At 62.7% G+C, this 24,517-nt stretch carries 21 protein-coding genes; 5 read left to right on the top strand and 16 right to left on the bottom strand.

Annotation, left to right across the window (positions count from 1 at the left end; genetic code table 11):
- Positions 1–235: 235 nt before the first annotated feature.
- Positions 236–2,866, bottom strand: coding sequence for a phosphoenolpyruvate carboxylase (ppc, locus tag J3P89_RS05355; protein ID WP_434696911.1), 2,631 nt, complete (start codon positions 2,864–2,866; stop codon positions 236–238).
- A 180-nt stretch (positions 2,867–3,046) separates the two neighbouring features.
- On the opposite strand from ppc, the gene J3P89_RS05350 reads away from it, so the two are divergent.
- The 3 genes from J3P89_RS05350 to J3P89_RS05340 all read left to right on the top strand — a co-directional run bounded on the left by J3P89_RS05350 (position 3,047) and on the right by J3P89_RS05340 (position 4,930).
- Positions 3,047–3,391: a pilin assembly protein gene (locus J3P89_RS05350; RefSeq protein WP_434572070.1), complete on the top strand. Its 345-nt coding sequence runs from the start codon at positions 3,047–3,049 to the stop codon at positions 3,389–3,391.
- A 284-nt stretch (positions 3,392–3,675) separates the two neighbouring features.
- Positions 3,676–4,089: a DUF4398 domain-containing protein gene (locus tag J3P89_RS05345; RefSeq protein ID WP_014336761.1), complete on the top strand. Its 414-nt coding sequence runs from the start codon at positions 3,676–3,678 to the stop codon at positions 4,087–4,089.
- Positions 4,090–4,138: 49 nt separating this feature from the next.
- Positions 4,139–4,930: an OmpA family protein gene (locus tag J3P89_RS05340; RefSeq protein WP_305499061.1), complete on the top strand. Its 792-nt coding sequence runs from the start codon at positions 4,139–4,141 to the stop codon at positions 4,928–4,930.
- A gap of 191 nt (positions 4,931–5,121) precedes the next feature.
- Here the strand turns inward: J3P89_RS05340 and J3P89_RS05335 are convergent, their stop codons facing one another.
- From J3P89_RS05335 to J3P89_RS05265, 15 genes are all read right to left on the bottom strand, one after another.
- Positions 5,122–5,451 carry a hypothetical protein gene (locus tag J3P89_RS05335; RefSeq protein WP_305499060.1) on the bottom strand — a complete coding sequence of 110 codons (330 nt, stop codon included), beginning with the start codon at positions 5,449–5,451 and terminating at the stop codon, positions 5,122–5,124.
- Positions 5,448–6,353, bottom strand: coding sequence for an alpha/beta hydrolase (locus J3P89_RS05330; RefSeq protein WP_434696910.1), 906 nt, complete (start codon positions 6,351–6,353; stop codon positions 5,448–5,450). Before J3P89_RS05330 ends, J3P89_RS05335 begins: the two co-directional genes overlap by 4 nt.
- 150 nt (positions 6,354–6,503) lie before the next feature.
- Positions 6,504–7,781 (bottom strand): flavohemoglobin expression-modulating QEGLA motif protein, encoded by a 1,278-nt coding sequence (locus J3P89_RS05325; RefSeq protein WP_014336757.1) that lies wholly within the window; start codon positions 7,779–7,781, stop codon positions 6,504–6,506.
- A 36-nt stretch (positions 7,782–7,817) separates the two neighbouring features.
- A complete protein-coding gene (locus tag J3P89_RS05320; RefSeq protein WP_305499058.1) occupies positions 7,818–8,372 on the bottom strand; it encodes a hypothetical protein in 555 nt (184 codons plus the stop codon).
- Positions 8,373–8,520: 148 nt separating this feature from the next.
- Positions 8,521–9,237 carry a TetR/AcrR family transcriptional regulator gene (locus tag J3P89_RS05315; protein ID WP_434572066.1) on the bottom strand — a complete coding sequence of 239 codons (717 nt, stop codon included), beginning with the start codon at positions 9,235–9,237 and terminating at the stop codon, positions 8,521–8,523.
- A gap of 101 nt (positions 9,238–9,338) precedes the next feature.
- Complete coding sequence (lysS, locus tag J3P89_RS05310) at positions 9,339–10,841, bottom strand: lysine--tRNA ligase (RefSeq protein ID WP_434628655.1); 1,503 nt, start codon at positions 10,839–10,841, stop codon at positions 9,339–9,341.
- Positions 10,842–10,944: 103 nt separating this feature from the next.
- Positions 10,945–12,040, bottom strand: a protein-coding gene (gene prfB, locus J3P89_RS05305) for a peptide chain release factor 2 (RefSeq protein ID WP_095963568.1) whose coding sequence is annotated in 2 segments (ribosomal slippage) — positions 10,945–11,967 and positions 11,969–12,040 — 1,095 coding nt in all. Because the reading frame shifts where the segments join, the coding sequence is not laid out codon by codon here.
- A gap of 267 nt (positions 12,041–12,307) precedes the next feature.
- Positions 12,308–13,309, bottom strand: a complete 1,002-nt coding sequence (locus J3P89_RS05300) for a diguanylate cyclase domain-containing protein (protein ID WP_434628653.1) — start codon at positions 13,307–13,309, stop codon at positions 12,308–12,310.
- A gap of 37 nt (positions 13,310–13,346) precedes the next feature.
- Positions 13,347–14,357, bottom strand: coding sequence for a chemotaxis response regulator protein-glutamate methylesterase (locus J3P89_RS05295; protein ID WP_434628651.1), 1,011 nt, complete (start codon positions 14,355–14,357; stop codon positions 13,347–13,349).
- The gene (locus J3P89_RS05290) at positions 14,354–16,624 is read right to left on the bottom strand and encodes a hybrid sensor histidine kinase/response regulator (protein ID WP_434696909.1); all 2,271 of its coding nucleotides are present in this window, start codon (positions 16,622–16,624) and stop codon (positions 14,354–14,356) included. The genes J3P89_RS05295 and J3P89_RS05290 overlap by 4 nt, the downstream gene beginning before the upstream one ends.
- Positions 16,621–17,292 (bottom strand): chemotaxis protein CheW, encoded by a 672-nt coding sequence (locus J3P89_RS05285; RefSeq protein ID WP_434696908.1) that lies wholly within the window; start codon positions 17,290–17,292, stop codon positions 16,621–16,623. The genes J3P89_RS05290 and J3P89_RS05285 overlap by 4 nt, the downstream gene beginning before the upstream one ends.
- A complete protein-coding gene (locus J3P89_RS05280; protein ID WP_434696907.1) occupies positions 17,289–18,554 on the bottom strand; it encodes a CheR family methyltransferase in 1,266 nt (421 codons plus the stop codon). Before J3P89_RS05280 ends, J3P89_RS05285 begins: the two co-directional genes overlap by 4 nt.
- A complete protein-coding gene (locus J3P89_RS05275; protein ID WP_434696906.1) occupies positions 18,551–19,087 on the bottom strand; it encodes a chemotaxis protein CheW in 537 nt (178 codons plus the stop codon). The genes J3P89_RS05280 and J3P89_RS05275 overlap by 4 nt, the downstream gene beginning before the upstream one ends.
- Entirely contained in the window at positions 19,087–20,709 is a 1,623-nt protein-coding gene (locus J3P89_RS05270) for a methyl-accepting chemotaxis protein (RefSeq protein WP_434655986.1), read from the bottom strand. Before J3P89_RS05270 ends, J3P89_RS05275 begins: the two co-directional genes overlap by 1 nt.
- 269 nt (positions 20,710–20,978) lie before the next feature.
- A complete protein-coding gene (locus J3P89_RS05265; protein ID WP_305499048.1) occupies positions 20,979–21,689 on the bottom strand; it encodes a tellurite resistance TerB family protein in 711 nt (236 codons plus the stop codon).
- 196 nt (positions 21,690–21,885) lie between these two features.
- Here J3P89_RS05265 and J3P89_RS05260 point away from each other — a divergent pair, with 196 nt between their 5' ends.
- A complete protein-coding gene (locus J3P89_RS05260) occupies positions 21,886–22,797 on the top strand; it encodes a LysR family transcriptional regulator (protein ID WP_305499047.1) in 912 nt (303 codons plus the stop codon).
- A 220-nt stretch (positions 22,798–23,017) separates the two neighbouring features.
- Positions 23,018–24,475 (top strand): gamma-aminobutyraldehyde dehydrogenase, encoded by a 1,458-nt coding sequence (locus J3P89_RS05255; protein ID WP_434696905.1) that lies wholly within the window; start codon positions 23,018–23,020, stop codon positions 24,473–24,475.
- Positions 24,476–24,517 lie beyond the last annotated feature (42 nt).

Raw genomic sequence — 24,517 nt, 5'->3', positions numbered from 1 at the left:
TCTTCGAAAAACTTGATCGTGACCGCCCAAACGGCCAAAGGCTGATCAAGATACACAGCGGGCCCGACCCACACAAGCCGCCGAAAGTCGGAGTAACCCGCGCCGCACGCGACCTTCGTAGGGGGTAGTGAGAGTCGCAACCGGGCAACAAACTGTCGCCTGGCCGACCTCCCTGCCCCTGCCAACAGCTACGCCCGGACAGACCGGGCGTGCTGTTTTTTAACCCTCCGGGAGATTAGCCGGTGTTGCGCAAACCGGCGGCAATCCCTGCCACAGACACCAGCAACGCCTGTTCCACAGGGCTGCCCTGGGCCACGTCCTGCTGCCGCGAACGTGCCAGCAGCTCGGCCTGCAACAGGTGCAGCGGGTCGAGGTAGGTATTGCGCAGGCGGATGAATTCCAGCGTGTCTGGGCTATGTGCCAGTAGCTGCGACTGGCCGGTCAGGCCCAGGACCACCGAACAGGCCTGCGACAATAGGTCGCGTAAATGCTCGCCCAAAGGCAGCAACGCCGGTTCCACCAGACGCTCGTCATAGGACTGGGCAATATCGGCGTCGGCCTTGGCCAGGACCATCTCCAGCATGTCGATGCGGGTGCGGAAGAACGGCCATTGCTCACGCATCTGCCCGAGCAGTTCGCCCTCGCCGCGCTCCAGCGCCTTGCCCAGGGCGGTTTCCCAACCGAGCCAGGCCGGTAACATCAACCGGGTCTGGGTCCAGCCGAAAATCCACGGGATCGCCCGCAGGCTTTCGATACCGCCGGCTCGACGTTTGGCCGGACGGCTGCCCAAGGGCAGGCGGCCCAGTTCCTGTTCCGGCGTGGACTGGCGGAAATACTCGACAAATTGCGGATTTTCCCGCACTACGGCCCGGTAGGCATTGACCCCGTCGGCAGCCAGTTCATCCATCAGATGCCGCCATTGCGGGGTTGGCGGCGGTGGTGGCAGCAAGGTCGCTTCGAGCACTGCGGCGAGGTAAAGATTGAGATTTTGCTCGGCGATGTCCGGCAGGCCGAATTTGAAACGAATCATTTCGCCCTGTTCGGTAGTGCGGAAACGTCCGGCCACCGAGCCCGGCGGCTGGGACAGGATTGCCGCGTGCGCCGGGCCGCCGCCACGGCCGACGGTGCCACCGCGGCCATGGAACAACAGCAATTCGACTTGCTGCTCGCGGCAGATGTCCACCAACCGCTCCTGGGCGCGGTATTGCGCCCAGGCTGCCGCCGTGGTCCCGGCGTCCTTGGCCGAGTCGGAATAGCCGATCATCACTTCCTGGGGACCTTGCAGGCGCGAGCGATAACCCGGCAGCAACAGCAGGCGTTCGATCACCGGCCCGGCGTTGTCCAGGTCGGCGAGGGTTTCGAACAGCGGCACTACGCGCATCGGCCGCAATACGCCGGCCTCCTTGAGCAGCAACTGCACCGCCAGCACATCGGAAGCCGCGCCGGCCATGGAAATCACATAAGAGCCCAGGGACGCTGCCGGTGCCGCCGCAACCTCGCGGCACGTGGCCAGGACTTCCGCCGTATCGGCCGACGGCTTGAAGTAAGGCGGCAACAAGGGCCGGCGATTATTCAGCTCGCCCAAGAGGAAACCGATGCGCTGCTCTTCGTCCCATTCCTCGTAACGCCCCAGCCCGAGGTAATCGGTGATCTCGGTCATCGCCGCCGTGTGCCGCGTCGAGTCCTGGCGCACGTCGAGGCGCACCAGGAACAGGCCGAAGGTCACCGCGCGGCGCAGGCAATCGAGCAACGGCCCGTCGGCAATCACGCCCATGCCGCACTCATGCAGGGACTGGTAGCACAACTCCAACGGATCAAGCAGTTCACGGTTGTCCTGCAACACCTCGACGGTGGCCGGCGTCGTGCCCTTCAGGGAGGCCTGGGCCCAGTTGCGCGTGGCTCGCAGGCGTTCGCGCAATTGCTTGAGCACCGCGCGATAGGGCTCGGCGCTGTCACCGGCCTGGGCGCGCAAGGCCTCGCTGGCTTTCTGCATGGACAAATCGGCGGCCAGATGGTCGACGTCGCGCAAATACAGGTCCGCCGCCATCCAGCGCGCCAGCAGCAACACCTCGCGAGTGACCGCGGCGGTGACGTTCGGGTTGCCGTCCCGGTCGCCACCCATCCACGAGGCAAAGCGGATCGGCGCGGCCTCCAGCGGCAGGCGCAACCCGGTGGCGGCATGCAGGGCATGGTCAGCCTTGCGCAGGTAATTGGGGATGGCGTGCCAGAGCGAATGCTCGATCACCGCGAAGCCCCACTTGGCCTCGTCCACGGGCGTCGGGCGGGTCCGGCGAATCTCTTCGGTGTGCCAGGCTTCGGCGATCAACCGCTGCAAGCGTTCGTGGATCTGCGCGCGCTCGGCACTGGTGAGGTCGCGATGGTCCTGGGCGGCCAGTTGCGCGGCGATCGCGTCGTATTTCTGGATCAGCGTACGCCGGGCGACTTCCGTGGGGTGCGCTGTGAGCACCAGTTCGATTTCCAGCCGGCCCAACTGCCGCGCCAACGCTTCGGCGCCATGGCCTTCGGCTCGCAGGCGCGCCAGCAGCTCGGGCAGCACGCGTGCTTCGAACGGCGCCGGCCTGGATTCTTCGCGGCGGTGAATCAGCTGGTATTGCTCGGCGATATTGGCCAGGTTGAGGAACTGGTTGAACGCCCGCGCTACCGGCAGCAACTCGTCCTCGCTCAACTGGTTGAGGCTGGCGCTCAGTTCCGCATCCATCGAACCGCGTCGGTCAGCCTTCGCGCCTTTGCGAATCTGCTCGATCTTGTCGAGAAAGGCGTCTCCGTACTGGTCGCGAATGGTATTGCCCAGCAGCTCGCCGAGCAGGTGGACGTCCTCGCGCAAGCGGGCATCAATATCGGTCATCAGCAGGTCTCCAGCAAAAAGGTCCGGACAGCTTTGTAGGAGAGAGTGCCGATGCCGGTCGCTTATGACAAGCGACGAAGGGACTTTAAACCTTGTCAGCCAAAGCTAGTCTCATGGGTAAGCCACACAACGGCTTGTCACTGTCGCGCCCGCCACGAGCGGGTCCATTGAGGCGCCATCATGAAAATCCGTGAACTTGCTCAGCACTGGGAAGAAAACGCCAAGGGTCACCTGACCCAGACCGGTTATACGATTCATCTGGATGTAGAAGCCGCCGCACGCCTGGCGGCGATCTGCGACATGTACCCCAAGCGCCAGCCCGAAGAACTGCTCGGCGAATTGATCGGCGCGGCGCTGGAGGAGCTGGAAGCCAGCTTCCCCTACATCAAGGGCGCGCAGGTCGTGGCCACCGATGAAGAAGGCGACCCGCTGTACGAAGACGTCGGTCCGACCCCGCGATTTCTCGCCTTGTCCCGTCGTCATCTGCGCCAACTCTCCTCGCAAAACGACAAGTCCAAGCACTGATTCCCCTCCCCCCGCATCGCGTTATCCCGGCACCGCTACCGAGTTTGTGGTGCCGGAATACCGCTGCGCACCTTGAAAGTTCAGCTTTTTGGCAACTGACCGATCAGTCAGCATTTCTTTTGGCGATTGGCCATCCTTACCTGAACTTTTGAAAAACGCCTCGGGTCACACCGAGTAACCATACTGGAACGGTCGTTTAAATAAACGCGCCCTGGCGCCAGCGCCAAAACAGACGTCACGGCTTCGGTCCCAGCATGGATTAGTGTTTTTTCAGGAGTTTTCCAATGGAGTTGAAGCCTATGAATACCTGCACTGCCAAACCCTCATCCACTGGCTTGCGCGGCCTGAAGTTGGCTGCCCTGGCTATCGGTAGCAGCTTCATCCTGGCCGGTTGCGCCGGCAATCCACCTTCGGAGCAATACGCGGTCACGCAATCGGCGGTCAACAGCGCCGTCAGCGCAGGCGGCACCGAGTTCGCAGCGGTGGAAATGAAATCCGCCCAGGACAAACTCAAGCAGGCCGAGATCGCCATGCACGACGAGAACTATGAAGAGGCCAAGCGTCTGGCCGAACAGGCCGAATGGGATGCGCGCGTTGCCGAACGCAAGGCCCAGGCAGCCAAGGCCGAACAGGCCCTCAAGGATTCCCAGAAAGGGGTTCAGGAACTGCGTCAGGAAGGCATGAACAAGGTTCAGTAACCCTGTTCGAGCCACGACGTACTTCTCATTGATAAAAGGACGACAGACTATGACGCACAAACATTTCATGATGCCCGCCCTGCTTGCCGCCTGCGTAGCCCTGGCCGCTTGCTCCCACGACCCGAACGCGAACCTGGAACAGGCCCGTACCAACTACAACGGCCTGCAGGCCGACCCGGCGGCCACCAAGGTCGCGGCCCTGGAAACCAAAGAGGCCTCCGACTTCCTGGCCAAGGCCGACAAGGCCTACCTGGACAACGAAGACGAAGCCAAGGTTGACCAACTGGCCTACCTGACCAACCAGCGCGTCGAAGTGGCCAAGCAGACCATCGCCCTGCGCAACGCCGAAGCCGAGCTGAAAAACGCCGGTGACGAACGCGCCCGCGCACTGCTCGACGCCCGCAACGCGCAGATCAAGCAGTTGCAGGACAGCCTCAACGCCAAGCAGACCGAGCGCGGTACGCTGGTGACCTTCGGTGACGTGCTGTTTGCCACCAACAAATCCGACCTGCGCGCCAGCGGCATGACCAATGTGAGCAAACTGGCGCAGTTCCTCCAGGAAAACCCGGATCGCAAGGTGATCATCGAAGGTTATACCGATAGCACCGGTTCGGATTCCTACAACCAGTCGCTGTCCGAACGCCGCGCCAGCTCCGTGCGCACCGCCCTGGTAAAAATGGGCGTCGACCCGGCCCGCATCGTGACCCAGGGTTACGGCAAGGAATTTCCGGTCGCCGACAACACCAGCGTCTCGGGCCGTGCCATGAACCGTCGCGTGGAAGTCACCATTTCCAACGACAACCAGCCAGTCGCCCCGCGCTCGACCATGAGCGCCAACTGATCGGCTGACTGCAACGCAAAAGCCCCGCCTGACTTCAATCAGGTGGGGCTTTTTATTGGCTGAATATTTTTTAGCTGACCATCCCCCTGTGGGAGCGAGCCTGCTCGCGAAGACGGTCATCCAGTCGATACATCTGTCGACTGAGCTAGCGCTTTCGCGAGCAGGCTCGCTCCCACAGGAAATCGAATCGGTTACGGTTGCAACTTCTGCGGCGTCTCCTGCCCCATGCAGCGCACCGCGCGTTTCTTCTCGTTGATCAGCACACCGGTCAGGCCTTTCTGCTCGGTGTCGAACAGCACCAGTACGCCATCGATGCATTGGGCGACCTGGGGTGCCGGCTCCAGGGCGACTTTATAGTCTTCGCCCGGCACGGTCTTGAGCATGGTGAACTGGTTGAGCAGCAACGCATCCTCGGGCTTGGCGAAATGCAGATAGCCGTAGTACCAGAGCGCCGCGACAGTGCCGAGAATGCTGCAGATACCGGTGATGATCAGGGGGATGGCGTTGCGTTCTTCGCTCATTGCGGGTTCTCGGATGATTCAACGGAAGATTTCGGGTAGTTCGGCACCTCGCCCAGGCGGCGCAAGCCATCGAAGTGCAGGGGATCGTCGAGGTAGCGCAGCATCACGGTTCGCCAGGTCGGGTCGGCGAAAGTCTGCACGTGGCCGCCCCGGGTCAGTTGCAGGACCCGGGGCGGCGGCGCAGCTTGATACAAGCGGATGCCGTTGGAAAGGGGCACGATGGGGTCGTCAAGGCTGTGGTAGATCAGTTTCGGCACGCCGTTCAATTGTGCGATCGAGCCAATGGCGCTGTCGCCGTCCGGCACCAGCCAGGACAGCGGCACCTGCAACGCCCAGGTCAGCCATGAAGTGCTCAGGGCAAAGCGTCCGACGTCGCGATAGCTGGCGGGCACGCCATCAAGCACCAGCGCCTTGAGCTGCTGTTGACGCTGAGGATGCTCCACCAGGTAATGCACCGCCAGCGCGCCACCCAGGCTCTGGCCGAGCAGCACCAGCGGCTTGCCTTGGACCTCGGGCGATTGGTCGAGCCATTTGAACGCAGCGTCGATGTCCCGGTAGATCGCCGGCAGGCTCGGCTCGCCCTCGGACACCCCATAACCCCGGTAATCGACCATCAGCACTTGATAACCCTGCTCCGGCAACCACCAGCTCCCGCCGAGGTGCCAGGACAGGTTGCCGCCGTTGCCGTGCAAATGCAGCACCGTGCCCTTGACCTCGACACCCGGCTTCACCGGCAGCCACCAGCCACGCAGCTTCAGGCCGTCGGCCGTGGTCAGGGTGACGTCGCGGTATTCGAGCTTGGCCCGCTGCGGCGTGAACGGCAGGCCGCGTTCGGGGTAGAACAGCAGGGAGCTGCAGCCACTCAGGGCCAGCAGCAGGCAAATGATGCCGAGGGTTCGCATCCGGTGAAGCCTCGTAAAAATCAGAAGTTATACGCAGCCCCCCTGTGGGAGCGGGCTTGCTCGCGAAGGCGGTGTGTCAGTCGAAATTGTCATTAACTGACACACCGTCTTCGCGAGCAAGCCCGCTCCCACAAGGAAACTGTGTTGTGCTCAAAGAATGTTCGAATAATCCGCTTCGATCCGGTCCAGGCTCAGGTGGTTCAAGAAGTTGGAGAAGCACATCCACGCCGACAGGGCGTTCATGTCGCGGAACTGCTCCGGAAGGTATTTGGGCGGCACGACCAGGCCCTCATCCACCAACTGGCGCAGGGTGCGCATATCCTCCAGGGTGGTCTTGCCACAGAACAGCAGCGGCACCTGCTCCAGCTTGCCTTTGCGCACGGCCAGCTGAATGTAGTTGTAAACCATGATGAAGCCCTTGAGGTAGGACAAGTCTTTGGTAAATGGCAGACCGGTCGGCACCGAGCCACGGAAAACGCGGCTGGCGTTGCCGTAGCTTTCGGCCATTTCGAAGCCCTGCTCGCGGAAAAACTCGAAGACCTGCAGGAAGTCGGCCCCCTCCTCCACCATATGGATGGCGCGGGTGCGGTTGGTGAGTTTGCGCAGGCGACTCGGGTAGGAGGCGAAGGTGATGATTTCCATCAGGATCGCCAGGCCTTCCTGGGTCACCGTCGACGAGGGCGGGCCCTTGGACAGGAAGGTGCAGATCGGCTGGTTCAAACCATTGAGGGTGGTGCCAACGTGCACCAGCCCTTCGTGGACCTCCAGGGCGCGCACATCCCGCTCGTTGAACATCGCGTCGGTGCGGATCTTGATGTAGTCGGCGCCCGCCGCCGCGTCAGCAACGATACCGTCGGATTCGAATACGCGAATGGTTTCCTCGGCCTCGCCAAACACCCGGTTGAGGCGATGCTGCAACAGGCTGACGGCCTCCTTGGCACTAAGCACCTTGGGCTCGTCCTTGAGGTCGCCACGGCCATCGATGTTGTTCAGGTAGTCGGAGAGCATCAGGCCCAGGTCGGCCAGGGTCGGGTCACCGGCGTGAAAGGCGTCGGAAGCGGCGCCGTACAGCTCCTGGGAAATCAGTCCGAAGTCCTCGGTGCCGCGCGCTTCGAGCATGCGCACCACCATGCGGTACTCCTTGCACATGCGCCGCATGATCTGGCCCACCGGGTTGAACTGCCCAAGCTGGCGGGTGATGTCGCGCTCGATGTTCTGGAACTCCAGCTTCACTTTGCTGGAATCGAAGGACAATGGCCGGTTGAGGTAATAATCACGATCCACCGCAGGCATTTCCTTGCCCTTGGCCTTGAGAAACCCCTTGCGGATGCTCTCGTCCCACTTCACCGCGTCGAGAATGCGGATCGGTGTCTGCGCCAGCACAATGCGATCGGACAAGGTGCGTATCGTCTGCTGGTAATCGTCCACCCGAAACTCCTGTGAAAAAACGTCCGCGTGTAGCCGTTATTGGGATTTGCTCAGTCGCTGGTAGCGCACGGCTTCCGAGAACACATCGGAATTGGCCGGGTCGTCGAGGTAGCTGAAAACCTTGTTCATGTCGCTGTCCACCAGCACGCCATCACCCTCCTCGCTCTGGTTTGGCTGGCCGCTGAGGAGCTTCTGGCCGATGGCCTGGTTGATCTGTTCCATGTCCAGGTTGTAGACCACCAGTTCCTGCTTGTCGGTCAGTTCGAAACCGGCGATGACGAAATGGCCGCCGAAGCGAGCCGGCACCTTGGCCGACAAATACCAGCGACTGCCGTGGCGGGAGACGGTCAGGGGAATGGCTTCGCGCTCCTGAGGCCTGGCCCTGAAATAACTGACGGCCTGGTAGCGATGCTTGCCGACCTCCGTCAGCTCCAGGTTCACCGGCTCACCCCAGGCGTTGGTGCTGGTCCAGTGGCCGAGCAGGCCCTTGGGCGCGGCTTCGCTGTCGGGCAACGGCGCCTTGAACGACACCAGGCAGCCACTGAGCAGCAGCAACGACACGGCCAGTGCAACGGCACGCCAGGCTTTCATTGGAACTCCCTATGGCTTCAGCGCCTTGTCTTTGTGGCGAGGGAGCTTGCTCCCGCTTGAGTGCGCAGCGCTCATAAAAGAGGGGCCGCTGCGCAGCCCAGCGGGAGCAAGCTCCCTCGCCACAGGGGACCGTAATAACCCACCAGGGTCACACCGACGCCAGTACCAAGTGCATGTAACGGGTCAGGATGCCGAGCATGTCTTCTTCAGCTACCGGCTCGGCGCCATTGAGCAAGCCCTGATATTCCATCCGTCCGATAATCGCCGTCAACACTTTGGCATCCTGTTGTGGCTCGCGGGAGCCTAGGACCTGGAAAAACTGACAGGTGCCGTGCAACAAAATCTGCTGGTGAGAACGCACCAACACCGCCAGGCGCGGGTTGAGCAGTGCTTCCTGGCGGAAGGCCTGCTCGGCCATCAGATAGTCGCGACGACTGTGCAATTGATGCTGCACGTAGTCCGCCGTCATCCGCGCGATGTCGTCCGCCAGTTGTGAGCGCGACGCGGCGCTGCCATCCCCGTAGGCGACCATCTCGCGCAGCAGGCCTTCATTGTTGGTCCACAGCTTGGCCATGAACGCCGCGCTGCGTTCCACGTACTGGGCGAAGGTGTCGGTGAGCAGGTCGTCGATGTCCTTGAAATAATAAGTGGTGGCCGACAGCGGCACGCCCGCTTCGGCGGCCACCGCGCGGTGGCGCACCGCACGCACGCCATCGCGCACGACAATGCGCATGGCCGCGTCGAGAATCTCCTGGCGGCGCTGTTCACTGCCCTGTCGGCTGGCCTTGCGACCCTGGTACTGAACACTTTCAGCGACAGCAGTGGCGACGCCCGCTGCACCTTCTGGAGCCATTGCACGATTCACGACAGGTCTTTCCTCGCTATTTCAGAAGTAACCAATTGATACGTTTGTACCAGACAGGCATTAAAAAGCCGCCCATCAAGGCGGCTTTTTAATTGAAACACTTACGCTTGGGGCCGCATGTGCGGGAACAGGATGACATCCCGGATCGACGGTGAGTTGGTCAGCAACATCACCAGGCGATCGATACCGATGCCCTCGCCAGCCGTCGGCGGCATGCCGTACTCCAGGGCGCGAACGAAGTCGGCGTCGTAGTGCATGGCTTCGTCGTCACCGGCGTCCTTGTCGGCCACCTGGGCCATGAAGCGCTCGGCCTGGTCTTCCGCGTCGTTGAGCTCGGAGTAGGCGTTGGCGATTTCACGGCCACCGATGAACAGTTCGAAACGGTCGGTCACGCTCGGGTTCTCGTCGTTGCGACGGGCCAGCGGCGACACTTCGAACGGGTACTGGGTAATGAAGTGCGGCTGCTCCAGCTTGTGCTCGACCAGCTCTTCGAAAATCATCACCTGCAGCTTGCCCAGGCCTTCGAAGCCGAGCACCTTGGCGCCGGCCTTCTTGGCGATGGCACGCGCCTTGTCGATGTCCTGCAGGTCGGCCGCAGTAATTTCCGGGTTGTACTTGAGGATCGAATCGAATACCGACAGGCGCACGAACGGCTCGCCAAAGTGGAACACCTTGTCGCCGTACGGCACGTCGGTGCTGCCCAGGATCAACTGTGCCAGCTCGCGGAACAGTTCTTCGGTCAGGTCCATGTTGTCGTTGTAATCGGCGTAGGCCTGGTAGAACTCGAGCATGGTGAACTCGGGGTTGTGCCGGGTCGAAACGCCTTCGTTACGGAAGTTGCGGTTGATCTCGAAGACCTTCTCGAAACCACCGACCACCAGGCGCTTGAGGTACAGCTCCGGCGCGATGCGCAGGAACATTTCCATGTCCAGGGCGTTGTGGTGGGTTTCGAACGGCTTGGCCGCCGCGCCACCCGGAATGGTCTGCAGCATCGGCGTCTCGACTTCCAGGAAGTCACGCTTCATCAGGAAGCTGCGGATGTGCGCGATGACCTGCGAGCGCACGCGGAACGTGTGGCGCACGTCTTCGTTGACGATCAGGTCGACGTAGCGCTGGCGGTAGCGCTGCTCGGTGTCGGTCAGGCCGTGGTGCTTGTCCGGCAGCGGGCGCAGGGACTTGGTCAGCAGGCGCACGCTGGTCATTTCGACGTACAGGTCGCCCTTGCCGGAGCGGGCCAGGGTGCCTTCGGCGGCAATGATGTCGCCCAGGTCCCAGGTCTTGACGGCGGCCAGGGTTTCTTCCGGCAGGGTCTTGCGGTTGACGTAGACCTGGATGCGACCGGTCATGTCCTGGATCACCAGGAACGAACCACGGTCGAGCATGATGCGACCGGCAACCTTGACCGGAATCGCCGCCTCGGCCAGCTCTTCCTTGGTCTTGTCCGCGTACTTCTTCTGCAGGGCATCGCAGTACGAATCGCGGCGGAAGTCGTTGGGGAAGGCCTGGCCCTTGGCGCGCTCGGCAGCAAGCTTTTCCTTGCGCAGGGCGATCAGGGAGTTTTCTTCCTGTTGCAGGGCTTGCGGGTCGAGTTCTAGGTCGCTCATGTCTTTAAGGTTTCCATCACAGGTTCGTTGCCCCCGGCCCGGGCCGGAGTCTGCCGGCGAGCCGCGCTTCGAAAGCGTGCCCGCCCGCCACGTGGGTGTCGCGTTACAGCCCTTGCTTGAGGCTGGCGATCAAATATTCATCGATGTCGCCGTCGAGCACCTTGTCGCAGTCGCTGCGTTCAATGCTGGTGCGCAGGTCCTTGATCCGCGAAGCGTCGAGGACGTACGAGCGGATCTGGTGACCCCAGCCGATATCGGACTTGGTGTCTTCCAGGGCCTGGGACGCCGCGTTGCGTTTCTGCACTTCCTGCTCGTACAAACGCGCCCGCAGCATCTTCATCGCGGTGTCTTTGTTCGCGTGCTGGGACCGTTCGTTCTGGCAACTGACCACGGTGTTGGTCGGTACGTGGGTGATCCGTACGGCCGAGTCGGTGGTGTTTACGTGCTGGCCACCGGCCCCCGAGGAACGGTAGGTGTCGATACGCAGGTCGGCCGGGTTGATCTCGATCTCGATGTTGTCATCGATTTCCGGCGAGACGAATACCGCCGAGAACGAGGTGTGACGACGGTTGCCGGAGTCGAACGGGCTCTTGCGCACCAGGCGGTGCACGCCGATCTCGGTACGCAGCCAGCCAAAGGCGTACTCGCCCTTGATGTGCACGGTAGCGCCCTTGATCCCGGCGACTTCACCGGCGGACAGTTCCATGATGGTTGCGTCGAAACCGCGTTTGTCGGCCCAGCGCAGGTACATGCGCAGCAGGATATTGGCCCAGTCCTGGGCCTCGGTGCCGCCGGAGCCGGCCTGGATGTCCAGGTAGGCGTTGTTCATGTCCATCTCGCCGCTGAACATGCGGCGGAACTCCAGCTTGGCCAGGTTCTCGTCCAGGCGCGTCAGCTCGGCGACCACATCGCCGACCGCGCCTTCGTCGTTTTCCTCGACGGCCATGTCCAGCAGGTCGCGGCAATCGGCCAGGCCGCTGGACAACTCGTCCAGGGTCTCGACGATCTGCGCCAGCGCAGAACGCTCGCGGCCCAGTTCCTGGGCGTAGGAAGGGTTGTTCCAGACATTCGGATCTTCAAGCTCGCGATTGACTTCGGTCAGACGCTCATGCTTTTGATCGTAGTCAAAGATACCCCCGAATAGTTTCGGAGCGCTCGGACAGGTCCTTGATGGTGTTCAGGATCGGGTTGATTTCCATGGCGGGCAGCACTCGTTGGCGAACTTTTGAAAGCCGGCGAGTATAACGTAATCAAGCGTCGGCGGCAGCCCGCCTGGCGGCTTTAGGGGGAATGAGATTGAGCGTACGGCCCCTGTGGCGAGGGAGCTTGCTCCCGCTGGGTTGCGCAGCAGCCCCAAAACGGCCCCCTCAATCGACCTGGCACACCGAGCCAACTGGTTTCAGGGCCGCTGCGCGCCCCAGCGGGAGCAAGCTCCCTCGCCACAAAAGCAATCTCGCCAGGCAGGTTTATTCAACCCCCACCCGATTGCGCCCATTGTGCTTGGCCAGGTACAGCCCCTTGTCCGCCGCCGAGATCAGTTGGCGGCACTCGCCGCCCTGTTGCGGGGTGAAGGTCGCGACGCCGATGCTGATGGTCAGGTTTTCGCCGCCGTCGGGCGTGGCATGCGGGATTTTCAGGGCAACGACGCTCTGGCGCAGCTTTTCGGCCATCAGCCGTGCACCGCCAGGCGAGGTGCCGGGCAGGACCAGGGCGAACTCCTCGCCGCCATAACGGGCCGGCAGGTCGGACGGACGACTGCAGGCATCGCGAATCGCCGTGGCAACCTTGCGCAGGGCTTCGTCGCCTTCAAGGTGACCGTAGTTGTCGTTGAACGACTTGAAATAATCCACATCGATCATCAACAGCGACAGCTGGGACTGGTCCCGCAGCGCCCTTCGCCACTCCAGCTCCAGGTATTCGTCGAAGTGCCGGCGATTGGACAGCCCGGTCAGGCCATCGGAGTTCATCAGCCGTTGCAGCACCAGATTGGTGTCGAGCAACTGCTGCTGGCTGACCCGCAACGCACGGTAGGCCGCGTCGCGCTGCAACAGCATCATGTAGGAGCGCGAGTGATAGCGGATCCGCGCTACCAGTTCGATATTGTCCGGCAACTTGACCAGGTAATCGTTGGCTCCGGCGCCAAACGCCGCGCTCTTGATCAGCGGGTCCTCCTTGGTCGACAGGACGATGATCGGGATGTCGCGAGTGGCCGGATGGTTGCGGTATTCGCGCACCAGGCTCAAGCCGTCGAGACCGGGCATCACCAGGTCCTGGAGAATCACCGTCGGCTTGATGCGCACGGCGTGGGCGATGGCCTGGTGAGGGTCGGAGCAGAAGTGGAAGTCGATGTTCTGCTCGTTCGACAACCCGCGTCGCACTGCCTCGCCGATCATCGCCTGGTCATCGACCAGCAAGACCATGGCGGCGTTCTCATCGCGCTTGAAGTCGTCGAGCTGTAATTCATTCATGGGGCTCACCTGAGTACTGCTGGGGTGCAAGAGGGCATCATTGGCTGAAAATTTCCACCAGGCGTGGCGCTATCCGGTCCAGCGCGAGTATCTGCGCCGCCGCGTCGATAGCGGCGGCCGCCTTGGGCATGCCATAGACCGCGCTGCTCTGCTGGTCCTGGGCGATAGTCACACAGCCCTGCTGGCGCATCAGTTTAAGCCCTTGCGCACCGTCGCGGCCCATGCCGGTGAGCAACACGCCTACCGCCTCACCACTCCAGAAATTGGCGACACTCTCGAAAAACACATCGATGGAGGGCCGATAGATTTCGTTGACGGGCTCCGCCGTGTACGCCAGCGTGCCGTTTTTCAACAGGCGCAAATGATGATTGGTTCCGGCCAACAGCACCACCCCGCCTCGCGGTGTCTCGCCCTCGCGGGCCAGCCGGACCTCAAGGCCCGACACGCCACCAAGCCACTCGGCCATGCCGGCGGCAAACACTTCGTCCACATGCTGGACCAGCACGATGGCCGGGGCGAAATCACGGGGTAGCGCCTTGAGCAGCACTTCCAACGCGGCGGGGCCGCCGGCAGACGAGCCGATCGCCACCAGGCTGTTGCGTGACACCGAGGCCCGCTGCGCAGCCGGCGCGGCGCGCTCACGGTTGCCCCGCTCGCCGATCAGCCAGCCGATGTTGGCGATCTTGCGCAGCAAGGGGGCAGCGGCGTCCTCGGGCCTGCCGACGCCCAGCGCCGGGGTATCCACTACGTCCAGGGCGCCATGGCCCATGGCTTCGAACACCCGATGGACGTTCTGCTGGCTGTCGCCAGTGACGATCACGATGGCGCACGGCGTGTCGGCCATGATTCGCCGGGTCGCCTCGACACCGTCCATGATCGGCATGAACAGGTCCATCAGGATCAGGTCCGGCGTGTATTCATGGCAACGCTGCACCGCCTCGGCGCCGTTGGCGGCCACCCAGACCAACTGATACGCGGGCTCGAATGCCAGCGCGCGGCGCAGGGCCTCGACCGCCAGGGGCATGTCATTGACGATGGCGATCTTCAAGCGCGCGCTCCTCCGATCAATTCGACCACGGCATCGAGCAAGGCGTCGTCATGAAAACTCGCCTTGGCTAGATAATAGTCGGCTCCGGCATCCAGGCCACGGCGGCGATCTTCCTCGCGATCCTTATAGGAAACCACCATCACCGGCAGCGATTGCAGGCGGTTGTCGCGGCGCAGCAGCGACACCAGTTCGATACCGTCCATGCGCGGCATGTCGATGTCCGTGATGAGCAAGTCGAAATCCTCCGAACGCAACGCGTTCCAGCCATCCATGCCGTCTACCGCCACCGCCACGTCATAACCGCGATTGAGCAACAGCTTGCGTTGCAGCTCTCGCACGGTCAGGGAATCGTCCACCACCAGGATCCGCTTGCGTGGGGCCTGGGCCTCGTTCTGCCGGGCGATGCGTTCCAGGCGCCCGGTGTCGAGCAACTTTTCTACCGAACGCAGCAGGTCTTCGACATCGACGATCAACACCACCGAGCCGTCGTCGAGCAAGGCACCGGCGGAAATGTCCTGGACCTTGCCCAGGCGCTCATCCAGGGGCAGCACCACCAGGGTTCGCTCGCCGATGAAGCGTTCCACCGCCACGCCATAGATCACTTCACGCTCGCGGATCACCACGACCTTGAGACTCTGGCCGTTATTGGGCGCTACCGGGCGGTTGAGCAATTGCGTGGCGGCGACCAACCCCACATGGCGGCCTTCATGCCAGAAATGCTGGCGGCCTTCGACCTGGACGATGTCCTCGGGCGCCAGGTCGCACATGCGTTCGATATGGGCCAACGGAAACGCATAGGCCTCGCCGCCGACTTCCACCACCAGGCTGCGCACCACCGAAAGCGTCAGCGGCACCTCAAGGTGGAAGCGACTGCCCGCGCCCGCCGTCTGCTCCAGCACCACTGCGCCACGCAACTGCCGGACCATATGCTGGACAGCGTCCAGGCCGACACCGCGCCCGGACACCTCGGTGACTTTATCCCGCAGGCTGAAGCCGGGCAGGAACAGGAAAGTCAGCAATTCCTCTTCGCTCAGGCTGGCGGCGGTGTGCTCGGGAGAAAGACCACGCTCCACGACGCTGCGGCGCACCCGTTCCAGATCCACGCCGACACCGTCGTCCGCCAATTCCAGCACCAGCAGGCCGGCCTGGTGCGAGGCACGCAAGCGAATCAGGCCTTCGGCAGGTTTGCCAACCAACAGCCTTTGCTCCGGCGTCTCGATGCCATGGTCGACGGCGTTGCGCAGCAGGTGAGTCAGGGGCGCTTCGAGTTTTTCCAGTACGTCGCGATCGACCTGGGTTTTCTCGCCTTCGATTTCCAGGCGTACCTGTTTTCCCAGGCTGCGCCCCAGGTCACGAACCATGCGCGCCTGGCCCGCAAGCACATCGGCAAACGGACGCATGCGGCAGGCCAGCGCCGTGTCGTACAAGACTTGCGCGCGCTGGCCGGCCTGCCAGGCAAACTCGTCCAGCTCAGCGGTTTTTTGCGCCAGGATCTGCTGGGTTTCCGCCAACAGCCGCCGGGCATCGTTGAGTGCCTCCTGGGCCTGCAGACTCAAGGCATGGTCCTTGAGATGCACATTCAGGTCTTCAAGAGCACGCAGGCCATTGCCTTGCTGGCGCTTGAGCCGCAGCAGGGTCGCCAGCCAAGGCTTGAGACGCTGGGTTTCGACCAGCGACTTGCTCGACAGGTCCAACAGGCTGTTGAGGCGCCCGGCAGTGACCCGCAAGACCCGTTCGCCCTCCTCGGTGACATGCTTTTTCCTTGCCGCCGGCTCTACAGGCTCCATGGGCATGGGCACAGGCTCAGGCATCTCGACCCGCACGGGCTCGAGGGGTATCTCGCTGGTCGGCGACATGGCGCCTGAAGCCGCCTCAGCGGCAGGATCCAGCAGGCGCCCCAATAACGCGACATAGGCCTCGATGTCCTCGGCGCCGACGCTGTTGCCTGGGGTCGCGATGCGCGTCAGCAGGTCGGTGCCTTGCAGCAAGGCGTCGATATGCTCGGCACGCAATACCAGGCGGCGTTCCTGGGCGCTGACCAGGCAATCTTCCATGACGTGGGCCACGCTGACCCCGGCGGGGATCCCGACGATTCGCGCGGCGCCCTTGAGCGAGTGGGCCGCGCGCATGCATGACTCAAGGTGGTCAGCCTGGGTCGGGTCACGCTCCAGGGCCAGCAGGCCGGCGCTGAGTACCTGGGTCTGAGCCTCGGCTTCCAGGCTGAACAGTTCGAGCAACGAGGCGTCGCGCATCTGATCGGGGGTCATGACAGGCTCCGGGACACGGCGGACAACAACTGCTCTTCATCCAGCCAACGCAGGCTGCGGCCTTTGTACTGCAACACGCCACGGGTGTACTTGCCCGCCGATTGCGAAGCACCCGCCAGGATGCGTTCGTCAATCGCATGAATGCCGTCCACCTCATCCACCGGCACCAATACCGGTCCGCCCTGGGCGGCGATAATCAGCATGCGCGGCATGATTCGCCCACCGGAAGGCGCAGCCGAACCAGGCTCCAGCCCCAACAACTCGACTAGCGACAGGCAGGCCACCAGGGCGCCGCGCACATTCGCAACGCCGAGCAAGGCACGCGAACGCTGGTGCGGCAGCGAATGGATCGGCTGCAACGGCGCCACTTCCACCAGGCTGCGAGTACTCAAGCCCAACCATTCTTCGCCCAGGCGGAACATCAATACCGAGCGCGTGACGATGTCACTGTCGACCGGTGCAAGAGCCAGCTCTCGATCACCCTGGCGCAGGGCATAACGGTCGAGCAAACGGGTGGCCGCCGCCGAGTACACCGAACAGTTGCGGCAATGGATATGTTCGACCAGCAATGGGCAGGACTTGTCGCCGTGAACCCCGATGCGGTTCCAGCAGTCATCGATGGCCTGGGCATCGTCATGAGTCACGTTATAGGAAGCCGAACCACTCATCGTTTGCGCTCACTCTCAGCCGGGCGCCCACTGCGGGCCGCACGTTCCTGCAATCGACGGGCACCGGCCACGTCTCCCTGGGATGCCAGCAGCGCCGCCAGATGCACCAGGGCCTCGGCGTGTTGCGGTTCAAGATACAGCGCCTTGCGATAAAAACCCTGGGCCTCGAGCGCGTTGCCGGCCATGTCGCTGAGCAGGCCCAGCCAATAGAACACCTGCGCACTGGGCGCATGGCTGCGCAAATATTCTTCGCAAGCCGCACGGGCCTCGGCACTTTTGCCGCCGTTGGCCAGGGCGGCGATATTGGCCAGCAAGGTCACCGCGTCGCTGCTCCTGGCTGGGGCGATTGGCGTCACACTAGCTGCAAACGGTCGAGGCTGAAGCGGCGGCGCAGCGACTCGTGGTGGCGGCTGGCGAATCGGCAACGGACTTGGCAACAGCGTTGGCAGCGGTTGCGGCTCGGGCGCGCCCTGGCGGCTGAAGGCGAACGATTGGGGGATGCCGATCGAGCGCATGCCCAACCGCCCCAGCAAACTGCCCTCGGCGGGGCCGATGAACAACACGCCGTCCTGATGGGTCAGGCGCTTGAGCACCTCGAATACCTGTTGCTGGGTCGGCTGGTCGAAATAGATCAGCAGGTTGCGACAGAATACAAAATCATACGGCGACTCATTCACCAGCAAGGCCGGATCCAAGAGGTTGCCCACTTGCAGGCGCACCTGTTCACGTATGCGCTCATCGAGGTAATAGCCGTCCTCCTCGGCACTGAAATACCGTTCGCGAAAACCAAGGTCCGCGCCACGGAAGGAGTTCCTGCCGTAACGCGCTTGCCGGGCTTTATCAACGGACAGCGGGCTGACGTCCATCGCATCGACTTTGAACTGATGCGGCCCGAGGCCTGCGTCGAACAGGGCCATGGCGATCGAATACGGCTCTTCGCCAGTGGAGCATGGCAGGCTGAGGATGCGCAGCGCGCGCAGGTGCTTGATCGCGGCGAGGCGCTGGGAGGCCAGTCGCCCCAGCGTCGCGAAGGATTCGGGATAACGGAAGAACCAGGTCTCCGGGACGATCACCGCTTCGATCAGCGCCTGCTGCTCCTGGGCAGAATGCTGCAGGCTTTGCCAATAGTCATCGGTGGTCCGGCCGGGCACGGCAAGGACGCGCTGGCGCACGGCCCGCTCGATAATCGCGGTGCCGACGGACGTCACGTCCAGGCCGATGCGCTCCTTGAGGAAATCGAAAAAACGCTGGTCGTTGTTCATCGCCGATCCTCGAAACCATCAAGGTCCAGCGGCAGCGTGGGGAACAGCACCGCACGCACCGACTCGTCGAGCAAATCGTTGACTCGTACCCACTGCAACATTCCTTGGGCATCCTCCCGTACTGGGCCCAGGTAAGGCGCCTGGGGGTTATCCAGGCCATAAGGCTTGAAGTCGGCCGGATCACAACGCAGGGTGTCGGTGGCCTGTTCCAGGATCAAACCCAGCACGTGTGCTGCGTGCTGCGCCTGGGGCCGGTAATTGACCAGCACCAGCCGGGTGCTGGTGCGCGCCTCGGCGGCCTGGCCGAAGGTCAAGGCGCACAGGTCGAGCACCGGCACCACCCGGCCACGCCAGGCGAAGACCCCGGCCACCCAGGACGGCGTCCGGGCAATCGGCTTGAGCGGCAGGCGCGGTAGCACCTCCACCACATCGATGGCTTGCAGGGCGTAGCGCTCGTTACCGATGCAAAACACCAGGAACAACGCCTGCCGAGCCGCCGGCCCGGTACCACGTCGGGCATCGAAATCGCTCATCAGACTTTGAAACGCGAGACGCCGCTGCGCAGGCCCACGGCCACCTGGCTGAGCTCGTCGATGGCGGAACTGGCCTGGCGCAGGGACTCCACGGTCTGGCTGCTGGCATCGCCCAGTTGCACCAGGGCGTGATTGATCTGCTCGGCACCGGTGGCCTGGGCCTGCATGCCTTCGTTGACCATCAACACCCGCGGCGCCAGCGCCTGGACCTGATGGATGATCTGCGACAATTGCTCGCCGATCTGCTGTACCTCGGCCATGCCACGGCGCACTTCTTCGGAAAATTTGTCCATGCCCATCACACCAGCCGAGACAGCGGACTGGATCTCGCGGACCATCTGCTCGATGTCGTAGGTGGCGACAGCGGTCTGGTCGGCCAGGCGCCGCACCTCTGTGGCGACCACGGCGAAACCGCGCCCGTACTCACCGGCTTTCTCGGCCTCGATGGCGGCGTTGAGCGACAACAGGTTGGTCTGGTCGGCAACCTTGACGATGGTCACCACCACCTGGTTGATGTTGCCGGCCTTCTCGTTGAGGATCGCCAGCTTGGCGTTCACCAGGTCGGCGGCGCCCATGACCGAATGCATGGTTTCTTCCATGCGCGCCAGGCCTTGCTGACCTGAGCCGGCGGCGACCGAGGCCTGGTCGGCGGCGCTGGAGACTTCGGTCATGGTGCGCACCAGGTCGCGAGAGGTGGCGGCGATTTCACGGGACGTCGCGCCGATCTCGGTGGTGGTGGCTGCGGTTTCGGTGGCCGTGGCCTGTTGCTGCCGTGAGGTCGCGGCGATCTCGGTCACCGAGGTGGTGACCTGCACCGAGGAACGCTGGGCCTGGGACACCAGCGACGTCAACTCGGCCATCATGTCGTTGAAGCCGGTCTCCACAGCGCCGAACTCGTCTTTGCGCGCCAGGTTCAGGCGTCCGCTCAAATCGCCGCTGCGCATGACATCGAGTATCTCGACGATGCGGCTCATCGGCGCCATGATCGCGCGCATCAGCAACAGGCCGCAAAGAACAGCCACCAGCACCGCGACGACAAACGACAGGCCCATGGCGACCTCGGCGGCGGTCACCGCACGGCCGATGGTCAGGGCGGCCTGCTCAGCCAACTCACGATTGCGCTCGATGATCTGGTTCAAGTGCCCACGACCGTCGAGCCATGCCGGCGTCAGGTCTTTTTCCACCGCCAGCCGAGCGCCTTCGTAGTCCTTGCGCTGGTACATATCCAGTACCTTCGCCAGGGCTTTGTTGAAGTCCTGGTGATTGACTTCGAATTCATCGAATGAGGCCTGGTCGGCCGGGTCCTGGATCAGCTTCTGGTATTGCTGCATTTCATCGCGCAGATGCTGCTCGTACCGCTGGTAGAGCGCCTTGTCTTCGTCGGTGATTTCCCGGTGATCGGACAGACCCACGAGCTGCTGGGTCTTGACGTAACTGTCGACCCAGCCCCCACGGATCATGGAACTGTAATACACCCCTGGAACGGCGTCGGTACGTACTTCCTGTTCACTGGCCTCGATCTTCAACAACCGCGAGTAAGTGACCACCACCATCAGCAACATGATGGCAATAATCACCGCAAAACTCGCCAGAATGCGTTGGCGCAACGTCCAGTTCTTCACAGGAAAACCTCGGGTACTTTGAATTGCCGGGAGTATAGCCGAGGGTGGTGGTGCGTCTGTATGGCGGTCTGGGGGAATTTGACGAAGCCGAGGATCGCGATTTTTCAGGTTGAGCGATGCTCCTGTGAGAGCGAGCTTGCTCGCGATAGCGGTGGGTCAGTGAATAAAATACTGACTGACCGGACGCCATCGCGAGCAAGCTCGCTCCCACAGGGAAAGTGGTGGGCAATTATTGTTCAAACATCACAAAATTATTTCCTGAGACAGGATCATGCAGCCGCCTGACGCACCTGCTTCTCCAGTTCCGCCTTCAGCCCAGGTTCCAGCTTGAGTTGTCGCGCCAGTTCGTCGAGATAGGATTTCTCCATGAAGTTTTCCTCATCCACCAGCATCACGCTGGCGATGTACATTTCGGCGGCGATTTCCGGTGTGCTGGCCGCCCGGGCGACGTCGCCGGGATCCAGCGGTTTGTTGAGCTCGGCGTGCAGCCAGTGTTGCAGTTCCTGGTCGTTGTCGAGCTTGGTGAATTCGCCTTCGATCAGTTGACGCTCGCGTTCGTCCACATGGCCGTCGGCCTTGGCCGCCGCGACCAGGGCCTTGAGGATCGCCTGGCTGTGCTGCTCGACTTGCGCCGGCGGGACGCGATCCAGGGTCTGCGGTTCGGTTTTCGGCGCATTGCCCTGCTGGGCCTGCCAGTTGCCGTAAGCCTTGTAGGCAATCACGCCCAATGCAGCCAGGCCGCCATAAGTCAGGGCCTTGCCGCCGAAGTTACGGGCTTTCTTGTTGCCCAGCAGCAACCCCATGGCGCTGGCCGCCAGCGCCCCGCCCCCTGCGCCAGAGAGCATTCCGCCGAGGTTGCCGGAGCCGCCGAGCAAACCACCCAGACCGCCGGACGACTTGCCCTGGGAGCCGCCGGCCTTGTTCTGCAACATCTCCTGGCCGGACTTGAGTAACTGATCGAGCAATCCACGGGTGTTCATTTGCTGCCTCCACGCATTCGGGTTAACCGGATCATAAGGCCCCCAGCGTAGATCGAAAGTGCCCCACCGCCCTCGGCCAGATTGCTTCGAGATGTTGCCTGCGGACTTGCCGGTGATTTGAAGGCAGCCACAGCCATTCGATAAAAACGATATACACTCCAAGACATCGATAAATACGTCTCCTGGGTATCCAAAAATGATGACCCTGCGCCAGATCCGTCATTTCATCGCGGTAGCCGAAACCGGTTCGATTTCCGCCGCCGCGCAAACCGCGTTCATTTCCCAATCCACCCTGACCCTGGCCATCCAGCAACTGGAAGAGGAAATCGGCGTCAGCCTGTTCAACCGTCACGCCAAGGGCATGACGCTGACCCACCAGGGACATCAGTTCCTGCGTCAGGCGCACCTGATACTCGCCACCGTCGACAACGCCAAGCGCAGCCTGCAACAAAGCACCGATCAGGTTGCCGGACAGGTCACCATCGGCGTGACCAGCCTGGTCGCCGGGTACTATCTGGCGGACCTCTTGACCCGTTTCCAGCGCGCCTACCCCAATGTGGCCATCCGCGTGATGGAGGACGAACGCCCCTATATCGAACATCTGTTGGTCAGCGGCGAAATCGACGTCGGCGTGCTGATCCTGTCCAACCTGGAAGACCGCCACGCCCTGCAGACCGAAGTACTGACCCACTCGCCCCATCGTTTGTGGCTGCCGGCCCAGCATCCGTTGCTCGAACACGACAGCATCAACCTTGCGGATGTGGCTCGCGAGCCGTTGATCCAACTGAACGTCGACGAGATGGATCGCAACGCGCAACGCCTGTGGCGCGGTGCCGGCCTGCAACCGCAGATCACCCTGCGTACCGCCTCGACCGAGGCGGTACGCAGCCTGGTGGCGGCCGGGCTGGGGGTATCGATCCAACCGGACATGACCTACCGCCCATGGTCGCTGGAAGGCGACATCATCGAGGCACGACCCATCGCCGACCTCAACCAGACGCTGGATGTCGGACTCGCCTGGCGCCGAGGCACGGCACGCCCGGCCTCGGTCGACCCGTTCCTGGCTGTTGCCCGCGAACAGCCCCACGGACGCAAGCCATCTATTTAATCGAATGCTGCCTTGAGTATTTCGAATTTGTCGGCCTGGCGACTGGGCACTAGTCTTGCTGCAGCCCCACAATCCAATGTGGGAGCGAGCCATTGTGGGAGCGAGCTTGCTCGCGATAGCGGTCTTTCAGTCAATTTAATGCTGCCTGTCATACCGCTATCGCGAGCAAGCTCGCTCCCACAGGGCCTGTGTTCACCGTTATAAAAAAGAGAAGGCGAATATGGCCGGCACGCAAACTCCGTTATGTACCGCGTTGTTGATCGACGGCGAAAGCGTACCCGGCGAGGGCTTTGTCGAGCCGATCCTCAACCCGGCCACCGGTGAAGTGCTCGCCCATATCGCCGAGGCCAGTACCGAACAGGTCGAAGCCGCGATCCTCGCGGCTCATCAGGCCTTTGACGGCTGGTCGCGCACCACGCCGCAGCAACGCTCGAACCTGCTGTTGGAGATCGCCGGCGCTATTGAAAAAAATGCCGACCACCTGGCCCGTCTCGAATCCCTGAACTGTGGCAAGCCACTGCACCTGGCGCGTCAGGACGACCTGAGCGCCACGGTGGATGTGTTCCGTTTTTTTGCCGGCGCCGTACGCTGCCAGACCGGCCAGCTCAGCGGCGAATACTTGCCGGGCTACACCAGCATGGTGCGTCGCGACCCGATTGGCGTGGTGGCGTCCATTGCGCCCTGGAACTACCCGATCATGATGGCGGCCTGGAAAATCGCCCCGGCCCTGGCCGCCGGCAATACCCTGGTGTTCAAGCCTTCGGAACACACGCCGCTGTCGATCCTGGCCCTGGCGCCGATCCTGGCCGAGATCCTGCCGCGCGGCGTCATCAACGTCATCTGCGGTGGCGGCGAAGGCGTTGGCAGTCATCTGGTCAGTCACCCCAAGGTGCGCATGGTCTCGTTGACGGGCGATATCGTCACCGGCCAGAAAATCCTCCAGGCCGCGGCAAAAACCCTCAAGCGCACGCACCTGGAACTGGGCGGCAAGGCCCCGGTGATCGTCTGTGACGACGCCGACCTGCAGGCAGTGGTCGAGGGTGTACGCACCTATGGCTACTACAACGCCGGCCAGGATTGCACCGCCGCGTGCCGGATCTACGCCCAGGCCGGGATTCACGACCGGCTGGTGGCTGAACTCGGCGCGGCGGTCGGCAGCCTGCGCTTTGCCGGCAAGCGCGACGCCGACAACGAAATCGGCCCGCTGATCAGCACCCGCCAGCGCGACCGCGTCGCCAGTTTCGTCGAGCGTGCCCTCGGCCAGCCGCATATCGAGCGCATCACCGGCGCGGCGGTGCATTCCGGCGCCGGTTTCTATTACCAGCCCACGCTCTTGGCGGGCTGCAAGCAAAGCGACGAGATCGTCCAGCGCGAAGTATTCGGCCCGGTGGTCACCGTGACCCGTTTCGATGAACTCAGCCAGGCGGTGGACTGGGCCAACGATTCGGAATACGGCCTGGCCTCCTCGGTCTGGACTCAGAACCTCGACAAGGCGATGCAGGTGGCGGCGCGGCTGCAATACGGCTGCACCTGGATCAACAGTCATTTCATGCTGGTCAGCGAGATGCCCCACGGTGGCCTGAAACGCTCGGGCTATGGGAAGGACCTGTCCAGCGATTCGCTTCAGGACTACAGCGTGGTGCGCCATATCATGGCCCGGCATGGCCAACATCTGTAGGGAACAGCACTACTCTAATAACAGGCCAGCCATGGCGCTTTA

This window comes from Pseudomonas sp. Z1-14 (assembly GCF_051132005.1).
In the GTDB taxonomy this organism is placed as follows: Bacteria; Pseudomonadota; Gammaproteobacteria; order Pseudomonadales; family Pseudomonadaceae; genus Aquipseudomonas.
This window is presented reverse-complemented; position numbering and strand designations above follow the sequence as displayed.